At 36.0% G+C, this 19015-nt stretch carries 15 protein-coding genes; 10 read left to right on the top strand and 5 right to left on the bottom strand.

Going from position 1 to position 19015, the window contains the following annotated elements; all coding sequences use genetic code 11:
- The coding region (locus tag F6K54_RS21440) for a hypothetical protein (RefSeq protein WP_293081638.1) at positions 1-180 on the top strand (180 nt) is incomplete at its 5' end.
- Between the two features lie 434 nt (positions 181-614).
- A complete protein-coding gene (locus F6K54_RS21435) occupies positions 615-737 on the top strand; it encodes a hypothetical protein (RefSeq protein WP_293081636.1) in 123 nt (40 codons plus the stop codon).
- 206 nt (positions 738-943) lie between these two features.
- On the opposite strand, the gene F6K54_RS21430 is transcribed toward F6K54_RS21435, so the two are convergent.
- Entirely contained in the window at positions 944-2914 is a 1971-nt protein-coding gene (locus tag F6K54_RS21430; RefSeq protein ID WP_293081633.1) for a WD40 repeat domain-containing serine/threonine-protein kinase, read from the bottom strand.
- Positions 2915-3554: 640 nt separating this feature from the next.
- Between F6K54_RS21430 and F6K54_RS21425 the strand changes: the two genes are divergently transcribed.
- A complete protein-coding gene (locus F6K54_RS21425) occupies positions 3555-4907 on the top strand; it encodes a HEAT repeat domain-containing protein (protein WP_293081630.1) in 1353 nt (450 codons plus the stop codon).
- An 857-nt stretch (positions 4908-5764) separates the two neighbouring features.
- Here F6K54_RS21425 and F6K54_RS21420 read toward each other — a convergent pair.
- Positions 5765-7369: an IS200/IS605 family accessory protein TnpB-related protein gene (locus tag F6K54_RS21420; protein ID WP_293081627.1), complete on the bottom strand. Its 1605-nt coding sequence runs from the start codon at positions 7367-7369 to the stop codon at positions 5765-5767.
- A 373-nt stretch (positions 7370-7742) separates the two neighbouring features.
- On the opposite strand from F6K54_RS21420, the gene hflX reads away from it, so the two are divergent.
- The 5 genes from hflX to F6K54_RS21390 all read left to right on the top strand — a co-directional run bounded on the left by hflX (position 7743) and on the right by F6K54_RS21390 (position 12826).
- Complete coding sequence (gene hflX, locus F6K54_RS21410; protein WP_293081624.1) at positions 7743-9467, top strand: GTPase HflX; 1725 nt, start codon at positions 7743-7745, stop codon at positions 9465-9467.
- A gap of 319 nt (positions 9468-9786) precedes the next feature.
- Entirely contained in the window at positions 9787-9912 is a 126-nt protein-coding gene (locus F6K54_RS21405; RefSeq protein ID WP_293081621.1) for a hypothetical protein, read from the top strand.
- Positions 9902-10162: a glutaredoxin 3 gene (grxC, locus tag F6K54_RS21400; protein ID WP_293081618.1), complete on the top strand. Its 261-nt coding sequence runs from the start codon at positions 9902-9904 to the stop codon at positions 10160-10162. Before F6K54_RS21405 ends, grxC begins: the two co-directional genes overlap by 11 nt.
- A 130-nt stretch (positions 10163-10292) precedes the next feature.
- Entirely contained in the window at positions 10293-11291 is a 999-nt protein-coding gene (gene gshB, locus F6K54_RS21395) for a glutathione synthase (protein ID WP_293081615.1), read from the top strand.
- 410 nt (positions 11292-11701) lie between these two features.
- Entirely contained in the window at positions 11702-12826 is a 1125-nt protein-coding gene (locus F6K54_RS21390) for a Gfo/Idh/MocA family protein (protein ID WP_293081612.1), read from the top strand.
- Between the two features lie 174 nt (positions 12827-13000).
- Here the strand turns inward: F6K54_RS21390 and F6K54_RS21385 are convergent, their stop codons facing one another.
- Entirely contained in the window at positions 13001-13501 is a 501-nt protein-coding gene (locus F6K54_RS21385; protein ID WP_293081609.1) for a GAF domain-containing protein, read from the bottom strand.
- 492 nt (positions 13502-13993) lie between these two features.
- Here F6K54_RS21385 and F6K54_RS21380 point away from each other — a divergent pair, with 492 nt between their 5' ends.
- Complete coding sequence (locus F6K54_RS21380) at positions 13994-14887, top strand: ion channel (protein ID WP_293081606.1); 894 nt, start codon at positions 13994-13996, stop codon at positions 14885-14887.
- 499 nt (positions 14888-15386) lie between these two features.
- Entirely contained in the window at positions 15387-15875 is a 489-nt protein-coding gene (locus tag F6K54_RS21375) for a DNA-binding protein (RefSeq protein WP_293081603.1), read from the top strand.
- Between the two features lie 241 nt (positions 15876-16116).
- Here the strand turns inward: F6K54_RS21375 and nadC are convergent, their stop codons facing one another.
- On the bottom strand, positions 16117-17019 hold the full coding sequence (gene nadC / locus F6K54_RS21370; RefSeq protein WP_293081600.1) for a carboxylating nicotinate-nucleotide diphosphorylase: 903 nt from the start codon (positions 17017-17019) through the stop codon (positions 16117-16119).
- Positions 17020-17296: 277 nt separating this feature from the next.
- Positions 17297-18841 carry a hypothetical protein gene (locus tag F6K54_RS21365; protein ID WP_293081597.1) on the bottom strand — a complete coding sequence of 515 codons (1545 nt, stop codon included), beginning with the start codon at positions 18839-18841 and terminating at the stop codon, positions 17297-17299.
- Positions 18842-19015: the final 174 nt, after the last annotated feature.

Below are 19015 nucleotides of genomic sequence, written 5' to 3'. Positions count from 1 at the left end.
TCACACGGATTATGGCACGGATATACGGATATCGAAGGAAGTGGGGGAGTAGGGGAGTGGCTCACACGGATTATGGCACGGATATACGGATATCGAAGGAAGTGGGGGAGTAGGGGAGTGGCTCACACGGATTATGGCACGGATATACGGATATCGAAGGAAGTGGGGAAGATTAAATAGGGTTTGCTGAAAAAGTCTTATGGGTGAGGGTAGGAGACAGGAGACAGGAGACAACCCACCCCTCGCCCCTCCCCCTCCCAGGAGGGGAATTATAGAGGAGGTAGTCGGAAAAATTGTCCCTTGGTTTGTTTGCCATAATCCTCCCAAAATACTAGCTTTTTGCAGCTCTTGCCACTGAAAAGCTGACACTTTTTTAGGGTTTGCGCTCAAAAGTCTTTTTTAAGGAGTAGGGGAGCGGGGGAGTAGGGGAGTAGGGGAGTAGGGGAGTAGGGGAGTAGGGGAGAATTTTTTTGCCCAACTATGCGCTAAAAGTGCGCTCCATGCATGAGCATGAAGAGCTGAAAACCATGTACTTTTTTAATACCTAAAAAGGCTCAAACCTCTATATGGTAATTATTTGAGATTTAATCAGCAAACCCTTTTTAGATCAAAAAATGCTACAACCAATATCAGTCAATGCTTTGAGATTTAATCAGCAAGCCCTAAATATTAGATTTGATCGGAAAACCCTAAGTATTCAACCAGAGTTGATAAAATCTTATATCATGTCCGGTTGAACAGTGATAAATAAATAACTACGGAGGAGTCAGGAGTCAGGAGTCAGGAGTCAGGAGGAAAGAGGGAAGAAAGAAGAAGAACTGGAGTTGAAGGAGAAAGTTTTTTTATAACTAATTATCCGGACATGATATTACTTTTGACTTTTGACTTTTGACTTATAACTTCAGTGAAACGGTATAACTTCTTCCTTCTTCCTTCTTCCTTCTTATCCCAATTTCCAAAGTTTAACAGTTCGATCAAAACTACCACTAGCTAAAACTTCTCCATCAGGACTAAATGCAACGGAATTAACCCACCGAGAATGCCCTTTTATAGTGCGTAAAAGTTTCCCTGTTTCTAGATGCCAAATTTTGATAGTATGGTCGCTACTCGCACTAACTAAAGTTTGATTATCTGGGCTAATAACTACAGAATTAACATCATTAGTATGACTACTTAAAGTGCGTAAAAGTTTCCCTGTTTCTAGCTGCCAAATTTTAATACTTTTATCGCTACTACCACTGGCTATTTTCTCTCCATCAGGACTAACATTCACAGATAAAATTCTGCCATTATGACCGACTAATGTGTAAATTTCTGTTCCAGTTTCCAGATTCCAAATTTTAATATTATTTTGACTTCCTGTGACTAAAATTTTCCCATTCGGACTAATATCAACTGCATAAATACTATCAGAATGACCGCGAAAAGTATGTAGCATTTCACCTTTAGGTATATGCCAAATTTTGATAGAATCATCGCTACTGCCACTTACTAATTTTTCTCCATCAGGACTAATAGCAATAGAAGTAACTCGCATAAAATGACTTTGTAAAGTTAGTTCTGTTTCTGTTGCTAAATGCCAAATTTTTATCGTCCCATCATAACTACCACTAGCTAATATATCTCCATCTTGACTGAGGGCGATCGCTACTACATCATTAGTATGACCTTCAATTATGCCTAATTCTTCTCTTGTTTCTAAATTCCAAACTTGAATAGTACCATTACCGTTACCACAGGCTAAAATTTGACCGTCTTGACTAATAACTACAGAATAAACTTTTTCTGAATCTGTATTAAATGTTTCTTCTAAGGAAACTCCATTGGGCAGACTTAATTTTAAATATTTGGGATTAATCCGAAAATAACCAACAAAATGACTGCCTCCTATGGCGAGGATAAAAATTATTCCACCTACTAGAAATTTGCCTTTATTTTCAGATAAAAAATTCTCTATATTGTCAGATAGAATTTTGTTTGACTGTTCTGGAGGCAGTAAATTGGTATTAAATTGCTTGGGCAAATGACTAATAATTTGAGTTACACCCAATCCTAGAAATAAAATTACACTACCTAATAATAATTTGCTTTTGAGTGGACGATATTTTTGGGGAATTAAAGATGGAGATAAATCATCTTTTACCTGGCTCCATTTATGCATAAGAGTATGATTATTTTCTGGATGTTTGTGTGAAATTAAGTTATCAATAAAATCTACTAATTTTGGGGAGATTTGAGAAACTTTATCTCGCCAATTTAAAGTTTTAGTATCAGAATTTAATAATTTAGATGTAGGCTGACCAGTTAACAAGTAAATAAACATATATCCGAGAGCAACAAAATCAGATTGTACCGACTGTAGCTCTAGAGAAAAATTAGTTAATGTTAATTGCCCATTGGGGCGGAGAATAATATTACTAGGTTGAATATTTTGATAAAAAAATTGTTTTTCGTGTAACAAGTCTAAGATTTCTATAAGTTGATTTAACCATTCAACAGCTAGTTCTTGATTAATTGGTAAATTGTTTTTTTTCAACCAAATTTGTAGATTTTCTCCAGCAACTTTTTCTATAGCTAAACAGTGTAATTTTTGATTACTATTTCTCGGTATAAATGTAAAATAACCACCTGGTTTTACTTGAGGAACTCCAGGATGATTCAGTTGCGCTAATATCTTAGCTTGTTGTTGAAATTGAGAGACAAGTTCAGGACTATTTATATGCAAGACTTTGAGAATTTCAGTGGTTTCTTCTGTTTTAACTTCATAAATAGTTCCCCAGTCAAGAACCCTAAGTTTTTTGACAGCTTGATATTTTCCTTCAATTAATAATTTGGAGCCACAAGCTGTACAATATAAAGGATTATTCTGATTTTCTAGGTAGAAGCAATTAGGATTAATACAGTAGCTCATCATAGCTGTCTAATTCAGTAGAGCTTTTTTTGTAGTAAGCATTCAGCTATCAGCAGTCAACTATTAGCGATCAGCTCTTCCTACCGAATGCTGTACAAACAGTTTTTTAATGAATCAATCAAGCATTTGCTTAACTTCTACTACAATTTTAAACAAAGAATTGAAGCACAAGAACAACAAGCTTAAATTGTCCACTAAAGGTAATAAAGCTGTTTGCGCAGCATGACCTAGGAATAGCTGACTGCTGTTTGCGCAGCATGACCTAGGAAATGCTTACCAAAATGTTTTGCTGAGTTACATCAATTCTTTGTCATATATTCAGTGGCAACTCAGAAACTAAATAGTCAACTTATAATCTAACCTTTAATTAAAATTATACCTAACCCAAGAAATCAGCAGATTTTGGCACTAACTTAAACTTATTATAGTATCGTAGTATAGTCTTTTTGAATCCTTAGTTTCGCTTCAGTGCATTCTACATTATGCTGCCCGTACCATAATATTTGCAAAATAGTAATTTTGTCGCTAAAGTTTAAATAATTTGACCATTCTTAACTAACAGCAGCTATGATCGAACTAAACTATAGTGACCTAATCTACCTTTTCTGTAAAAGTTGCCTCTGAAAACTCCTAAGAGAAAATCATGGCCCATTACAAACCCATCTTTTTTATCATTACGTCGTTGACTTTCCTGTATTCCTCTCCAACGCCAAGTAGAGCTATCGTTGATGATTACAGTACAGGAGAATTAAATAATCGTAGCTTTACAGAGGCAAAAAATTTACAATCAACCAATCAAAATAATTATCCAGTATCAGTAGCCAAATCTTCATTTCCTCTGCATATTGCTCAAGATACTGATTCTGAGGCCAATAAATCTAAAAGGAACAACAAAAAAAAATCTAAATCCTCGGACTCAAAAGTTCCAAAACCTGTTCGTGTCATACTTAAGGCTTTAGGAGGACGAAAAGCACTATTTATTTTAAGCATTACATCAGTTCTTGTCACAGGTACAGCGGTATTTGTCTTACTTAAGCTTTTTGACGATCATCAACCTCAAGATTCAGATATAGAAGACTTAGAATCTCAAGATCGAATACCAGAAACAACTTCAACTGATTTAGATTTAGAGACTAACGATTCTGAACTGCTCCCCCCTAGATGGCCTACTTCCCCAGAAAACTCTTCTTTGGCCAATAAAAACGATTCTTTAGATTCTTTTGTCCCCTCATTACAAGAGTCTGGAGAAAATAATGGAGAAAATAATTCTGTAGAAATTTCAAAGCATAGTTTACAACCCCATCATCATAATTTAGATATTAAAACTGAAAAATTTTCTACAGTTGAAATTGAAGAAAATAATCACTATGAGCGACCAGAAACTAAAGTAAATTTCTCAGAAGTAAATAACGAATATTCTACAGTTGAAGACTCTAGAGAAACTAAAGTAAATTTATCACAAGCAAATAACGAATATTCTACAGTTGAAGACTCTAGAGAAACTAAAGTAAATTTATCACAAGCAAATAACGAACATTCTACAGTTGAAGACTCTAGAGATATTACTCTGCCAAATAACCATCCTTTACCGGCAGTTAATATTGTTGAAGAATTAATTAGCGAGCTACAAAATTTTGACCCGAAAAAACGGCATCATGCTATATGGGAATTAGGTCAAAGAGGAGACTCTAGAGCTGTTCAACCATTAGTTAATTTACTGATAGATTCTGATTCTAAACAACAAAGTTTAATTTTAGCGACTCTCTCAGAAATAGGAACTAAAACATTAAAACCAATGAATAGAGCTTTAGCTATGTCAATACAAAATGACAATGCAGAAGTAAGAAAAAATGCTATCCGAGATTTAACTCGAATTTATGAGTTAGTCATTCAAACAACTAGCTTATTGCAACAAGCAGAATATGACCCAGACCCGGAAGTTGAAAAAACAGCAAAATGGGCTTTAGAACAGTTAAAAAGAATTCGTCCAAGGTAAGTTTAATAATTAATCATTAATCATTAATAATTAATAATTACTTCTCCTTGAAAAGAAGAGGATTGACTAATCATGAAAATTTTTTCTCTCTTGGTCGATTGGATATGGCGAGGAGACCTCGCCATCCCTCGACCGCTTGTTTCTCCTTTAAAGGAGAGGCTTTAAACCTTAATTATTGGGTAATTGGATAACTGTACATAACTAAAACACCATTAATAATTAATAATTAATAATTAATAATTAATAATTACTTCTCCTTGAAAAGAAGAGGATTGACTAATTTAGACTTCTGGTGAAAAAGATATATATTTTTGGCAGGAACAGGGAACAGTTCATTAATTGATAATTGATAATGGATAGTTGATAATTACCTCTGGTTAAAACCGTTCTTGATTGAATACAAGGAAATATGATTTCTTTTTTTTCCCTTAAAAGGCTATTCATTACCCACATCTTTCTTAACATAAAACTTGACAAAATAGACGAGTTCTGAGCGTGTCTTGGAGAGGCTTTTTTTTCAGAAAAGTGTATTGAAAAATACATTTTCTTGAGAATAGTAGACAAAATTATTACCTCCCACACTTCCAACACTCCCCACACTCCCCACCCTCCCCACAAGGGTTTCAAGAGTTATGGGTAAAGCATAGCTTAAAAGGGGAGGCTTTAAACCAGAATTATTTAATTATTAATTATTAATTATTCGGTAAGATTTTTTTAGGAAAAAGACACGACGAAAAAGGATTTTTTAGGATGAATTTTTCTTTCCTTAGACAATCTAATTAAAAGGGTTATTTATTTTCCACCAGACGTCTAGTAAATAGTCATATTCTTTTCACCTTCTTGAAAACTAGACAAAGCTAGACATTTGCCATCGGTGAGTGCAAATGATTTCGTGGCTCACCCGTTTCAATGTGTACTTGCACAGAAAGTTGATGTTCCGCCCATAGTTTATGGGTTAGGATACCCTCAAGGGCTTTCCTCCATTGAAAAAGTTGAGTCCTCCGAATACGATGTAGTTTAATAAAACTAGCAACTCGCCTCCAATGACTCCAATCATGTTTGTTGACATCCTCTGGTCTCAACAAACATTTGGGGATTTTTTCTGATAATTTTAAGGCTCTACGGCCAATTACTAAAGCTGCAGCAGTGCCACTATTCAGGCCATATTTAGCCATGTAATTAATCATTCCTATCACGCTAGTAAAAGCAGGGTTGACTTTTATTAATTCAACTCCAAATCTTCTACAACGTGACTCTAAAGTTTCTCTAAACATTCCCGTAGCTAGGTTAGAAAGCATCTCATTATAAACTTTACTTTCTTCGCTCCGAGCAATGGATTTTTTCTTGGTAAAATCTAAGGACTCAATGGCAATAGCGCACTCAAAAAAATCTGCTAATTTTACAATCTCAGCGACAATATTCCTCATAGTTGCTTGTCGTTGCCCAGTAGTTTGATTTTTCCATTGGTAAGGTAGCTCTTCTAAATATTCAATATTACCATCCCATTTAACATAAGTAACTGAAATTGAGTCGGCATTAAAATCAATGCCTATACAACCATTTTTTCTCGTATGAACTACTGGAATTTCTTGTACATAAGTAGAAAGATGTATATACCAATTGTCTTGTTTGTGTTCCCGACGAAAAATAGAAATTGTGATTGGTTTTAAACTATTTAGGGCATAGTCTAAATCTGTTGTTCTATATCGACCACTCCTATCTGAAACAGAAAATTCTAACTTTATTTTCTGACCATATTTATCCTGTAATGGTCTCGGTAATTGAATTTCTAGTTGATATAACCCATACTCTTGTAAAGGGAAAACTTTGAGCATAGTTCCACCGCCTGGCTGAGATTTTCCTACACAGAAAAACCTACCTGACCGTTTTTTTCTCCAATCAACACTCCATTCTTCTTGGGTTTTATATCCATTTTCTGCTAAATTATGTTGAGCCTTAAATAATTTCTGTGAGCCAAAACAAATATGTAAACGTTCTGTGTTTTTTAATTGCTTTAATTTTCGTTTCAGGCACTTTATTTTCTGAATTTTACTCTTTAAACCTAGCAATTGATGAAAAAATTTATTTCGGGCTTGTAGATGCGGAAAACCTTTTTTTGTTGCTAATTTTAATGTTTTTTCTAGTTTAGTGATGAGTTTTTGGGCAGCAGTTGTTTTAGTTTTAATTTGTAGTTCTAGTTTAATAATATTATTAGTTTTAGCTGTTTTTAATTGGCTGAAGCATGTTCGTGCTTCAGTGGCGATTGAATCAGCCCATGCCCATTGGATGTTAAACTGCTTCATTAGTCGCTTTTCTACAACAGAATCTGACAACTTCTCAGTTTGCATCCAGTTGACAGCAGACCGTTTCCAGGATTCATATAATGCTCCCAGTTCCTCAAAAACAGGATGATATTCAATTTTTGCTTCTATCCCTCTCAAGGAACCGTGAGACTTGCCCATTGCTAACATTGAATTACTTTTATCAAAATTAGCATGGTCTGTCTAGGAATGTCAACAATATTTGTTATAGTATCGTAGCGGTGATTTAACCTATACGCGTTTAGCTTTTAACTTTTCACACTTATCCCAACACTGTAAAGTTTTGACGCTAACTCCTAATCTTTCTGCAAATTCGTGTGGTTTCATATCCTAGACATTTTGTACATATTTGTCTAGGATAGTCTATATTTTTGTCCTTTAGCAAACATCAGAAAACGCGAGGTTTTTCCTTCTTCCTTCTTCCTTCTTCCTTCTTTCTTCTTCCTTCTGCTATAATAGAATATTTATAATTTTAAAGTAGTATTAGAGAGGGGCCACATTTTTGTGGCTAGGAATGCCTATCGAAACCATCTACGGAAATCTTCAAGGTCTAAAATCTAGCCAACTTAAACAACTGCAACGGTTGTACCATCAGCGATTACCAAGCGATTGCCTAACTACCTCAGAATTTGCCCAAAGAGTCGCCTCAATCAGCAAAGAAGTTGGCCAACCAGTCTGTGTTTATGTCAATCGTAGAGGAAAAATTATTCGGGTGGGAATTGGTACACCCCATCAAACCCAAATCCCTCCTCTAGAATTACCCCGTTACGGCGCAAGTCGCCTTAGTGGTATTCGTTGCATCGCTACTAACCTGAAACCAGAAGTGCCTTCAGAAGCTGCTCTGACTGCAATGGTGATTCAACGACTTGATGCTCTGGTGGTGCTTACCCTCACAGGTGAAGGATTTAAACGCAAGGGGGGTGGAGCTACTGGTTACATTAAACAAGCTTATTTAGCTCACTTGTTACCTACTCAAACAGATCGTACAGATACCAATAATATCCAAGAATTGCCGTTTTGGACAGTATCACCCCCTCTGAGTCTGGATATGCTTGCCAAACAAGACTTTATTGACTTGATTGATGGATTAGAAGCAGAATTTCAAAGAGAATTTATTGCTCAAGAAGTTGATTCTGACCAAGATAAAGTTCTGTTGGTAGGACTAAAAACAGACAAAATGAAGGAAAGGGAATTTGAAGACGGGTTAGCAGAATTAGCTAGACTTGTTAATACTGCTGGAGGTCTGGTATTAAAGACAATGCAACAGAAGCGATCGCAACCCCATCCTCAAACTGTTGTGGGAGAGGGTAAAGTCCAAGAAATTGCTTTGACTGCTCAAACTGTGGGAGCTAATTTAGTTGTATTTGACCGCGACCTTTCTCCTGCTCAAGTTCGTAACTTAGAAACTAAGGTTGGTGTGAGAGTTGTAGACCGTACTGAAGTTATTCTCGATATTTTTGCTCAACGCGCTCAGTCTCGTGCCGGAAAATTACAGGTCGAACTTGCTCAACTGGAATATACTATCCCGCGTCTAACAGGTCGAGGTGAAGCAATGTCTCGTCTTGGTGGTGGTATTGGTACTAGAGGACCTGGTGAAACTAAGTTAGAAACGGAACGTCGGGCAATTAATGCTCGAATCTCTCGGTTGCAGAAAGAAGTAAATCAGTTACAAGCACACCGATCCCGTCTACGTCAACATCGTCAAAGTCAAGAAGTACCAACGATAGCAATAGTTGGATACACTAATGCTGGCAAGTCTACATTACTGAATACACTTACTAAATCAGAGGTTTATGCTGCAGACCAATTGTTTGCAACTCTAGACCCTACTTCTCGTCGTCTGATTATTCCTGATACAGTTACGGGTAAGCGAATTCCTATTGTGATAACTGACACAGTAGGATTTATTCACGAACTTCCACCTACCCTAATTGATGCTTTTCGGGCAACCCTCGAAGAGGTGACAGAAGCAGATGCTTTACTTCATGTTGTCGATTTGTCTCATCCTGCTTGGCAAAGTCAAATACGTTCTGTGATGACTATTTTGGCGGAAATGCCAGAAACACCAGGACCTGCTTTAGTTGCTTTTAACAAGATCGATGAAGTAGATGGAGATACTTTAAGATTTGCTCACGAAGAATATCCAATGGCAGTATTTATTTCTGCTGCTAAAGCTCTCGGTTTAGAAACTTTGCGTCAACGACTCGCACAACTTATTGATTATGTTATTGCTTCTTGAAGAAGAAGACAACAGACAGAGTTGATTAAGAATGAGGTTAAAATAGCGCGAAAATTGTTCCCTATTCCTTAACCTCAAATTTAGGACTTTTTCCGCAGACTTAAAATATAAAATCTAATTTTTTTCAGAGCAAATTAATATTAAAATTATCTAAACATTTAGTTAAAGACTCACGCTCTCCTGTAAGGGAGCATCATATTGGGAAAACCAATCAATACTAAAGTATACTAATATATCTTTGTAGGCTGCTGGGCTAGCAGTTTCAGTCTGTGGAGCGACCATAAGACCAAAAAAAGGTTTGGCCTTGGAGGCAGGTGCTATGAAGCAGAAAGTCCCTATCAGCGATTTTAGGGAATCCCGTATTGCCACTCAAGGGCAACGTCGGGAGGATGTCAATAAAGAAATATTTCATATGGAAAATCTAATCTATAAATATGGCAGCTAACGTAGAAATTTACACTTGGTCAACTTGTCCATTTTGCATCCGTGCTAAAGCTCTGTTAGATAAAAAGCAAGCAGAGTATCAAGAATATACTATAGATGGGGATGATGTAGAACGAGAAAAAATGGCTAAAAGAGCCAATGGAGGTCGTTCTTTGCCTCAAATCTTTATAAATGACCAACATATCGGCGGTTGTGACGATTTATATGAACTAGAAGACCAAGGTAAACTAGACCAATTACTAAAAGTTTAGTATCATTTCCTGTTTCTGTAGTTATTGATGATTCTGTGGCGGGTTCATTTAATTGGTTGAGACTTATTAATTTAACGTGGAACCTGCCCTACTATTAAAAATATTTTGAAATAATAAACCAAATTTAAAGATGAAATTTGCATTCATCATAGACCCCATAGAACGACTTAACCCAGTTCACGATAGTACTGTTGCACTGATGGAAGCTGCTCAAGAATTTGGTCACGAAGTCTGGATAACGGAAGTTAATCAATTAAGTACTATTGAAAGTCAAGCTTGGGCAACCCTCAAGCGGGTACATTTAATGCCAGTTGAAAGGGTAGAAAATCATTGGGTGGCTAGTAACCCTTGGTATGATTTGGGAAAAGCGATGCTACAACCATTGGAGTCAATGGATGCTGTATTTATGCGCAAAGACCCACCTGTAACAATTCCTTATCTCTATGCTACTTATATTTTAGATTATATTAATCCAGAAAAAACTTTAGTTATAAATTCTCCTCAAGGGTTACGCGCTGCTAATGAAAAAATGTATGCTTTGCAGTTTAAAAAGGTAATTCCAGAGACAATTGTTAGTCAAGAAAAAGAGGTAATTAGAAACTTTTTAGAGTCACAAGGAGCAGCAGTTTTAAAACCTTTAGGAGGAAAAGCTGGAGAGGGAATTTTATTTTTAGAACCGAGCGATCGCAATTTTAATTCTCTGATAGAAATTAGTACAAAACAAGGTCAAGAACCTGTAATGATTCAGAGTTATTTACCCGCAGCAAAAGAAGGAGATAAGCGAATTATTATGCTTAATGGTAAGTCTATTGGAGCAGTAAATCGGATTCCTACTGGTAAAGAATTTAGAGGAAATATGGCAGTAGGTGGGCGAGTTGCTCAGACAGAAATTACTGAAAGAGAATCGGAAATTTGCGAGTATTTAGCACCTAAATTAATAGCAGATGGTTTATATTTTGTTGGTATAGATGTAATTGGTGGCTATCTGACAGAAGTAAATGTTACGAGTCCGACAGGAATTAGAGAAATTGATTTACTTGATAATGTTAATTTGGGTAAACAAGTAATAGAATGGATAATTGATGAAGTCAAAAGTCAAAAGTCAAAAGTCAAAAGTAATAATTTGTAATTAGGGAGCAGGGAACAAGGAGCAATTTGAAAAATATTCTCTATCAATTCCAATTCATTTTAGATATAGCAATCCTATTTTATTCGTGTCAAAAATCTTGCTGCTTTTTAGGGGACAGAGAAAACTTAACTGATAACAGGTAAGAGTTTCAGTTTTTTTATCTACTTTTTGATTACCCGCAAACAATTTAGGATTATATATAGCTATAGCAATCCTAAATTGGTTATAACATTTTATCCTAGGGGTTGGCTCTCTAAACCCAAGCAAAGATAGGATTTGGAAACCAAACCCCTACAGTTTTTTTCACAAATCATTTAAATTGCTATATCTATCATTTTTCCCTTTGTTTTCAATATTTACTCCCTTTTCCTTCTTCCCTCTTCCCTCTTCCTTCTTCCTTCTTAGAAACAATGAAAAATCAAACTATTGGTGTCGCAGTTATCGGTACAGGATTTGGTCAAAAAGTACATATACCAGGTTTACAAGCACATCACAAAACCCAAGTATTATCTGTCTATAACCCAGATTTAGAAAAAGCTAAATCAATTGCATTAAAGCATAATATTTCTCATGCTTTGAACACTATAGAAGAAATTATTTCTATACCTGAAATTACCGCAATAACAATTTCTACCCCACCATTTTTACACTATGAAATGGCAAAAAAAGTATTATCCGCAGGTAAACATTTATTGTTAGAAAAACCCACAACTTTAACAGTAGAAGAAGCCCAAGAATTATATCAAATTGCTACTACTAATAAATGTGTAGCAACTATGGATTTTGAATTTCGTTATGTTCCTGCTTGGCAACTATTTGCAGAAATTTTAGCCGATGGATATGTAGGAGATAAACGCCTAATAAAAATTGATTGGTTAGCATCAAGTCGTGCTAACCCAAATCGCCCTTGGAATTGGTATGCTCAAAAAGATAAAGGTGGCGGTGCATTAGGAGCGATCGCTTCTCATTCTTTTGATTATATTCACTGGTTATTTGGACCTGCGAAAAAACTTTGGGGACAACTGAATACTTCAATTAAAACTCGTCCTGACCCCACAGAAAATAACAACTTAAAACCTGTAGATGCAGATGATACTTGTAATATTATGCTAGAGCTAGCAGACGGTACTCCCTGTCAAATTTGTATTAGTTCTGTCACTTATCAAGGACGTGGTCATTGGCTAGAAGTTTATGGTAGTAAAGGTACATTAATTATAGGTAGCGATAATCAAAAGGATTATGTACATGGGTTTAAAGTTTGGGGTTCTCAAAACGGGGAGACATTAGCAGAAATAAAAATTCCCGACAGGTTAGAATTTCCTCAAGTTTATCCTGATGGTAGAATTGCTCCTTTTATTCGAGTAGTTGATAATTGGGTAAAAGCAATAGAGGAAGGAAAATCTGTAGTTCCATCTTTGAGAGAAGGTGTTTATTCTCAGTTATTAATGGATTTAACTCATGAATCTAATATGACAGGTACTTGGGTTAATGTGCCAGATTTAGATAAATTACTGAAAAATAGTAGGAGCTTTTAACTGAATTTTAGATGAGAAAAATGCCTTGAATAAAGAGTCAGGAGTCAGGAAGGAAGAGAATTTAGAAAGATTTGGCAATGACTGAAGATGGAACATTTTTTTATACCGAATTAAGCAGATTTGATATAAACGTCTTTTTTTTCTTCCTTCTGCTGTAACTATTAACTAATCATATTAGCTATCTCTGATAGCTGGTGCAGTTGCCAAACTGACCGCTGCCTTTTGCATAATTTCTACATCTGATTTTGACCAAGAGCGTGCATCCTGACATTGATGAGCAACTAGCAATCCCCATAACCTTCTAGAATTAAGAACAGGCACTACTAAATTAGCCTTAACCTTTATATTACGGAGAAAATCTCGATGGCAAGGATGTATTGCTTCTAATTCAATATCTTCGATAGCTCGGATTCTTCCCTCTTGATACATAGCAGCATATTCATCATTAAAACATTCATCCGCTCCTGTTGAACCATAAATTGATAGTTCCCCATCGCTCAAAGACTCAAATGTTACCTGTCCTTTCCACTGACGATAAAAATAATATAATAGTACTCTTTCTGCTTGAATATAGCCTCTAATATTGTCGAGAGTTTCTTGGATAAAAGTGTTCCGAGCTACATTTTGAGCAAGACGTTTGGTTAGTTTTTCTAACTCTGGGTCAGTATGAGACATATTAGGGAAATTATTTCTTTATTGTTACTATTAGTCATCCTCTGTATAAGTTAACTTATAATTTTTCAAACTTATATCAGTATCAGTTGAAAATTTTGACTGGCCGAATAGTCATCTTTAATTTTATACTCAGAACTTAGTTTGACTCATTTCAAATTTTGGCGTTGGTGATTCTGGGTATGATTTGATAATTTTATATTTTTGATTTTGTATTTTGGATGGTTTGAACTACTTGTTAATATTAACTGTTCCCTGTTCCCTCCATACCTATAAACCTACTTTCATACCTTAATTCAGCAATGCCCAAATTTTTTTGTCATGCTTATCTGACAAATAAGGGAATAGCAGAAAATAAATTATCCCAATTTTTGTACTTAGATCGTTAACTAGCTACTCTCTACTCCCTTACTTTCATAGCTAATGGGATAATTTTTTATTTGGAAATCCCTAAGCATGACAATTTTCATCAGCACTATTATTCGGTAATTAACAATGAAAAATATTAAACGAAAACCTCAAAAAACTTTTGTGAGAAAATTTGGCCCTGTAGACTATATCATCTCAGGAATGGCTCGCTTTGAATGGAGTGATTTTTACTATTGGTTAATACAAACTTCTTGGCAAAAGCTATGGGGATTAATCATTGCTTTTTATGTAATAATTAATACTATATTTACATTTTTATATTTAGTGAGTAGTAATGGAATTGCTAATGCTCAATCTGGTTCTTTTACTGATGCTTTTTCTTTCAGCGTACAAACTATGGCCACTATTGGTTATGGCGCGATGTACCCCACAAATATTTATACTCATATCCTAGTAACTATAGAAGTTTTTGTTGGTCTAATTGCCATGGCAATGATTACAGGACTAATGTTTGCCCGTTTTTCTTTGCCAACTGCGCGGGTGCTTTTTAGTAGGGTAGCAGTTATTTCTCCTTACAATGGTATTCCGACTCTTATGTTTCGTATTGCCAATCAACGCCAAAATTGGATAGTAGAAACTCAAGTGAGAGTAACTTTATTGATGGATCAAGAGATTTCTGCTGAAGGACATTCTCTACGACGATTCTGCGATTTAAAACTGGTTCGTTCTCAAACGCCAATGCTTGCTCTTACCTGGTTAGTAATGCATCAAATTGATGAAAATAGTCCTTTATATCATTGGTCTGAGGATGATTTTAAGAATGTAAATAATCAGGATATGCGATTTTTTATAATGCTTACGGGATTAGATGGAACTGTTTCTCAGACTATTAATGCTCGTCATATTTATACATTAGACCAGATAATTTGGCATCAGCGTTTTGTTGATATAATGTTTACTTCTGCGGATGGTAAAAACTATGTTGATTACTCACATTTCCATGATGTTATGCCTTTATAAATAAGTAAAAATTGACTGAAAATTCAGAAATTCAAGTCAAAGCAATTATCCATCAAAAATGCGACAAGAAAAAAGGATATTGGTAATTTATGTTTAAAAGGAACTTATATCCAGTTAATTAAGCTTCTTTGTGTCACTCTCTGGTTTTTTCTATTATTTGAACTTCCACCGAAAGCAGCTATAACAAGAAATACAAAGTTTGATAATCGAATTTTGGCAATTTCACGAATCTCAGGAATTTTCAGGAAGAAAAAAGTTGACGATCGCCTGATATACAAAAGCTCTATAATTTAGAAATTATAGGAGTTTTCCCATAGTTACAAAAGAGGGTGATGTTAGTTGAGATTTTGAGGTGTTGCAAAATTGTCTATCAACCTCGCTACTATGAATGAATACTGATAAACATTGGAAAATCAAAAATTATTGCCAAACTAAGTTTTTTGTGGTTTAATCATCCAGAGTTATTCAGCTTATAAATTTATATATTCCGGAATAGTTTATGAAAGATACAGTAGGTACAACAGAAGCAGCTTTTCTTCTCAATATTTCTACCGCCAGACTCAGGTTACTTCTCAGGCAAGGTCGTCTCAAAGGAGCCAAAAAAGTCAAACGATTCTGGATAATTCCTTTGAATAGTCGAGGAATGCCAGAAATTACTCCAGGTCGTCGAGGCCCTCAAGGAACTTGGAATAAAGGATTTCGTACAGGCAATACTTTTATTCATGTGCTGCGCAAAGAAATTGACTATAACCGAGACAACGGCACATCTTTGCCAGCGATATCTGTAAAACAGGGAAACAGAAATTATCGTTGTCACGAAGCAGAAATTCTGGGAAACTGCAAAATAGTGTATCGTCCTCATAAACCTAACAAGAGTCAAGCTGGTGGTGCTCGCCTGTGGATTGAGGTAGAGCCTGATATTCAAATAATTCGCAAGTCTTTCCCAGATATACAGCCAGAGGAAAATAAACCTAAAGGTTTTGGTTAGCGATGAGTCTGATTTTTAGGCTCAACTGGATTTTTCTCTATATCTCTATATTAATAGTAATAGTATCGGTGTTGCCTTCTTTGACTTTTGGGCTAACACTACATATTCTTATGCAAATAATTCTTATATTTCTAAGGCAATACCAACTTTTCTCAAAATTCTCTCTATAGCCTGAGTGAGCGCAAACCCTAATTATTAATTATTAATTATTAATTATTAATTATTAATTATTGAATATTCTCTATTCCAAACATCTTTCTCCTCTTGCTATATTTCTAATATTATTTTCTATTTTCATGCTTAAATCCAACCAAGTTGACCTAGTAATAGGAGCGCTAGTAGAAACATAATCTACTCCTGTTTCAGCCACATTTCTAATAGTTTCTAAAGTAATATTTCCAGAAGCTTCAATTTTAATACGACTATTATTTTGCCTAATCATTTTAACTGCTTGCTGCATTAGTTCAACAGACATATTATCCAGCATAATAATATCTGCCTGATACTCCAAAGCAGTTTCTACTTCTGCCAATGTTTCTGTCTCCACTTCAATAGTTAAAGGATAAGGTATTGTTTCTCTGACCTTAGCGATCGCTTCTCCAATACCCCCAGCAACAGCAATATGATTATCCTTAATCATCACCGCATCATCCAAACCCATCCGATGATTTTTCGCCCCACCAACTTGAGTAGCATATTTTTCTAATATTCTCAGTCCTGGAGTCGTCTTGCGAGTATCAACCAGTTGCACCGACAGATCGGCAATTTTATCTGCATATTTACGAGTCATAGTCGCTATCCCACTCAAACGCATCCCCAGATTTAAGGCCACTCTTTCCCCAGTCAATAAACTATCTAAAGGCCCATCTAATTTAGCTATTACAGTACCCGACTCGCACCATTCCCCGTCTGTCACAGTAGGTACAAAGTTGACCTTTTCATCCAAAAGTTGAAATACTCTAGCTGCAATTGGCAACCCGGCAATAACTCCTGACTCCTTGACCAACCAATAACCTGTGCCTGGAATTACTTGGTCTACTGAAAATAACCCTGCAGTAGTGCGATCGCCCCTGCCAATATCTTCTAGCAGCCAATTTTTTAATAAGTTGTCTAATATTATATTTGAAGGTATAACAGATTGCATATTTTTACTTAAATTTCATTCAAAATTACTGGCAGACTAGCTTCCACCTAAAATATTTAAGTCAGCAAAGATAAACTTGTCCATTTTTTGAATCTATCTTCGTTTACTTTACTAAATTAATTAATTCAAATTAAATAAATATCTAAATCAGAAACTAAAATCTTTTTTTCAATTCAAATTAATTAATCAGAAACCAAAATTATTTCTAATTTAAACCAACTCATAAGGAAATCTTATCTAGAAAAAATTCCGGCTCGAATTTTTCAAACGATAATAATTACTTATCAATCCTGACTCGCGATCGCCTAAATCGGGCCTTTCTTAAAACAACGGTTTGTTCATAAATTTTACATTTACGCTCAAACCAACGGCCTTCTTTATTTTTCCAAGCTATACCTAAAGCCATCAATTCAAAACTATCCCAATCAAAACCAAGTTCCCTCCTCTCAGCTCTATCCAGGCATTCACCTCGATGTCTGTTCAGCCTTTGATTAATTTGCACCCCAAAAATAGGATAGATGTTCCGAAAGTTCCTTACTGGACTTTCAGAAGATCTATACTCATTCGATAAATGTCGCTGCACTTGCCGGACTGACAACCACCGACTGGCAGCGACCCTTTCTTGACTGGCTCCGTAAGCTAAAAAACCTTCAGAAACCCCCAAGTTGACTCCAGCTTTCCAAAGTACCCGCGCCAGGTTTTTCGCAGGGAGGTTCACTAAGTCATTTGGGTCCAAGGTTTTTGGCACTAGCCTGTCAAGTTTTTTTCGGTCTTTAGTTTTTGTTCTATCTAATAAATATTTAATTTCTGCTCTCTCAACCGCTTGTTCATGAGCAGCATATCTAGATTTTTTCTGAATCTCCTGTAACTCAATTTCAGTGGCGAGCATAGGTAAGCGATGATTGGCTATGTCACTAATATCTTCAATCTCAGCAACGCCTCCGTCAAATTTTTTCCCTATTTTGGCGGCTTTGTTGTGAGCTGAAACATAATAGATAGTTGCAATCCCTTTTCGAGTTTTCCAACTTCGCCACAACCGAGGCTCCCAGCAGAGCCATTTCCTCAAAGTACTGACACTAATTTGTAGCTCCTGCGCACATTCAGCTAAATCAATAACAGCCCTCCCGCTGCCCTGGCGGTCGTAAAACCGACAATACAGCCATAAAGCCAAGGGGTTTCTATAATATGTGTAAAGAACAATAGGAAAAAGAATTCCTGCTGGAGAGCGATCGCTTGACTGTGTTCGCATAGGAATGATTTTTCTCAGGCAATCGTAACTGTAAAGCTTGCCAGATTTACTAATGATTTTAGCCCTAGTGCCTGACTTCTGATGGGTAAATCCAGGTACGCGCATTAATCTGGCAGGATTACTTATTGATCGGTCAACATCGCTATAATCTAATAAGTCCGACTGCAAAATTTTCCAATCTTCTACAGGCAAAGGATTGTCAAACACCCAATAGCTGTGAATAGACCTACCTCCTGTATCAACTTGAAAAGTTGGCTCAGGTAAATTTAGTTTCTCCCAGAGTTGTTGTTGTTCATCCTTGGGTAAGTTGTCGTGTTCGTAAAAAATTGCCCGACATTGTTCAACTTCGCAATCTGTGTTGCCCCCGCCATTAACTACTGCATAAATGCCGTAGCCTTGTTCATTTAATTTTTTTAGTGCATCGCATAAATTTTCTAGTGCAACGAAATCATTGTTTGATTTCTGATAGCTTAAATTTTTAGCTTTATGCTTTGATTTGATAGCTCTGAAGAAAACTACCTCAGAGTCGGTATAACCTAAGCTTCTTAGGTAGTTAGTTACATCAGCTATCATAGACAACTCCTTCTCAAATCTCGGTATAGCCAGCGCAGCGCAACTGCCACAGTTCGGGAGTTACAAAGCTTGATAAATTTTGCCCCCTTGGTTGTGGGGCGTAACTTTTCAGAAATTTCCTGATACTTGGCCTCTATCTGCTTGCCTATTTCTGAAGTTAATTTATTGCCTTTG

This window comes from Okeania sp. SIO3B5, assembly GCF_010692555.1.
Lineage (GTDB): Bacteria > Cyanobacteriota > Cyanobacteriia > Cyanobacteriales > Microcoleaceae > Okeania.
The sequence above is the reverse complement of the archived record's forward strand: the minus strand, read 5'-3'. Positions and strand labels throughout refer to the sequence as shown.

Bases quoted from the DNA above. Each gene is read 5' to 3' on its own strand.
- grxC (WP_293081618.1), top strand. From the start codon at position 9,902: ATGGCAGCTAACGTAGAAATTTACACTTGGTCAACTTGTCCATTTTGC.
- F6K54_RS21365 (WP_293081597.1), bottom strand. From the start codon at position 18,841: ATGATAGCTGATGTAACTAACTACCTAAGAAGCTTAGGTTATACCGAC.
- hflX (WP_293081624.1), top strand. From the start codon at position 7,743: ATGCCTATCGAAACCATCTACGGAAATCTTCAAGGTCTAAAATCTAGC.
- gshB (WP_293081615.1), top strand. From the start codon at position 10,293: ATGAAATTTGCATTCATCATAGACCCCATAGAACGACTTAACCCAGTT.
- F6K54_RS21435 (WP_293081636.1), top strand. From the start codon at position 615: ATGCTACAACCAATATCAGTCAATGCTTTGAGATTTAATCAGCAAGCC.
- F6K54_RS21385 (WP_293081609.1), bottom strand. From the start codon at position 13,501: ATGTCTCATACTGACCCAGAGTTAGAAAAACTAACCAAACGTCTTGCT.
- F6K54_RS21380 (WP_293081606.1), top strand. From the start codon at position 13,994: ATGAAAAATATTAAACGAAAACCTCAAAAAACTTTTGTGAGAAAATTT.
- F6K54_RS21420 (WP_293081627.1), bottom strand. From the start codon at position 7,369: ATGGGCAAGTCTCACGGTTCCTTGAGAGGGATAGAAGCAAAAATTGAA.
- F6K54_RS21425 (WP_293081630.1), top strand. From the start codon at position 3,555: ATGGCCCATTACAAACCCATCTTTTTTATCATTACGTCGTTGACTTTC.
- F6K54_RS21375 (WP_293081603.1), top strand. From the start codon at position 15,387: ATGAAAGATACAGTAGGTACAACAGAAGCAGCTTTTCTTCTCAATATT.
- nadC (WP_293081600.1), bottom strand. From the start codon at position 17,019: ATGCAATCTGTTATACCTTCAAATATAATATTAGACAACTTATTAAAA.
- F6K54_RS21405 (WP_293081621.1), top strand. From the start codon at position 9,787: ATGAAGCAGAAAGTCCCTATCAGCGATTTTAGGGAATCCCGTATTGCC.
- F6K54_RS21430 (WP_293081633.1), bottom strand. From the start codon at position 2,914: ATGATGAGCTACTGTATTAATCCTAATTGCTTCTACCTAGAAAATCAG.
- F6K54_RS21390 (WP_293081612.1), top strand. From the start codon at position 11,702: ATGAAAAATCAAACTATTGGTGTCGCAGTTATCGGTACAGGATTTGGT.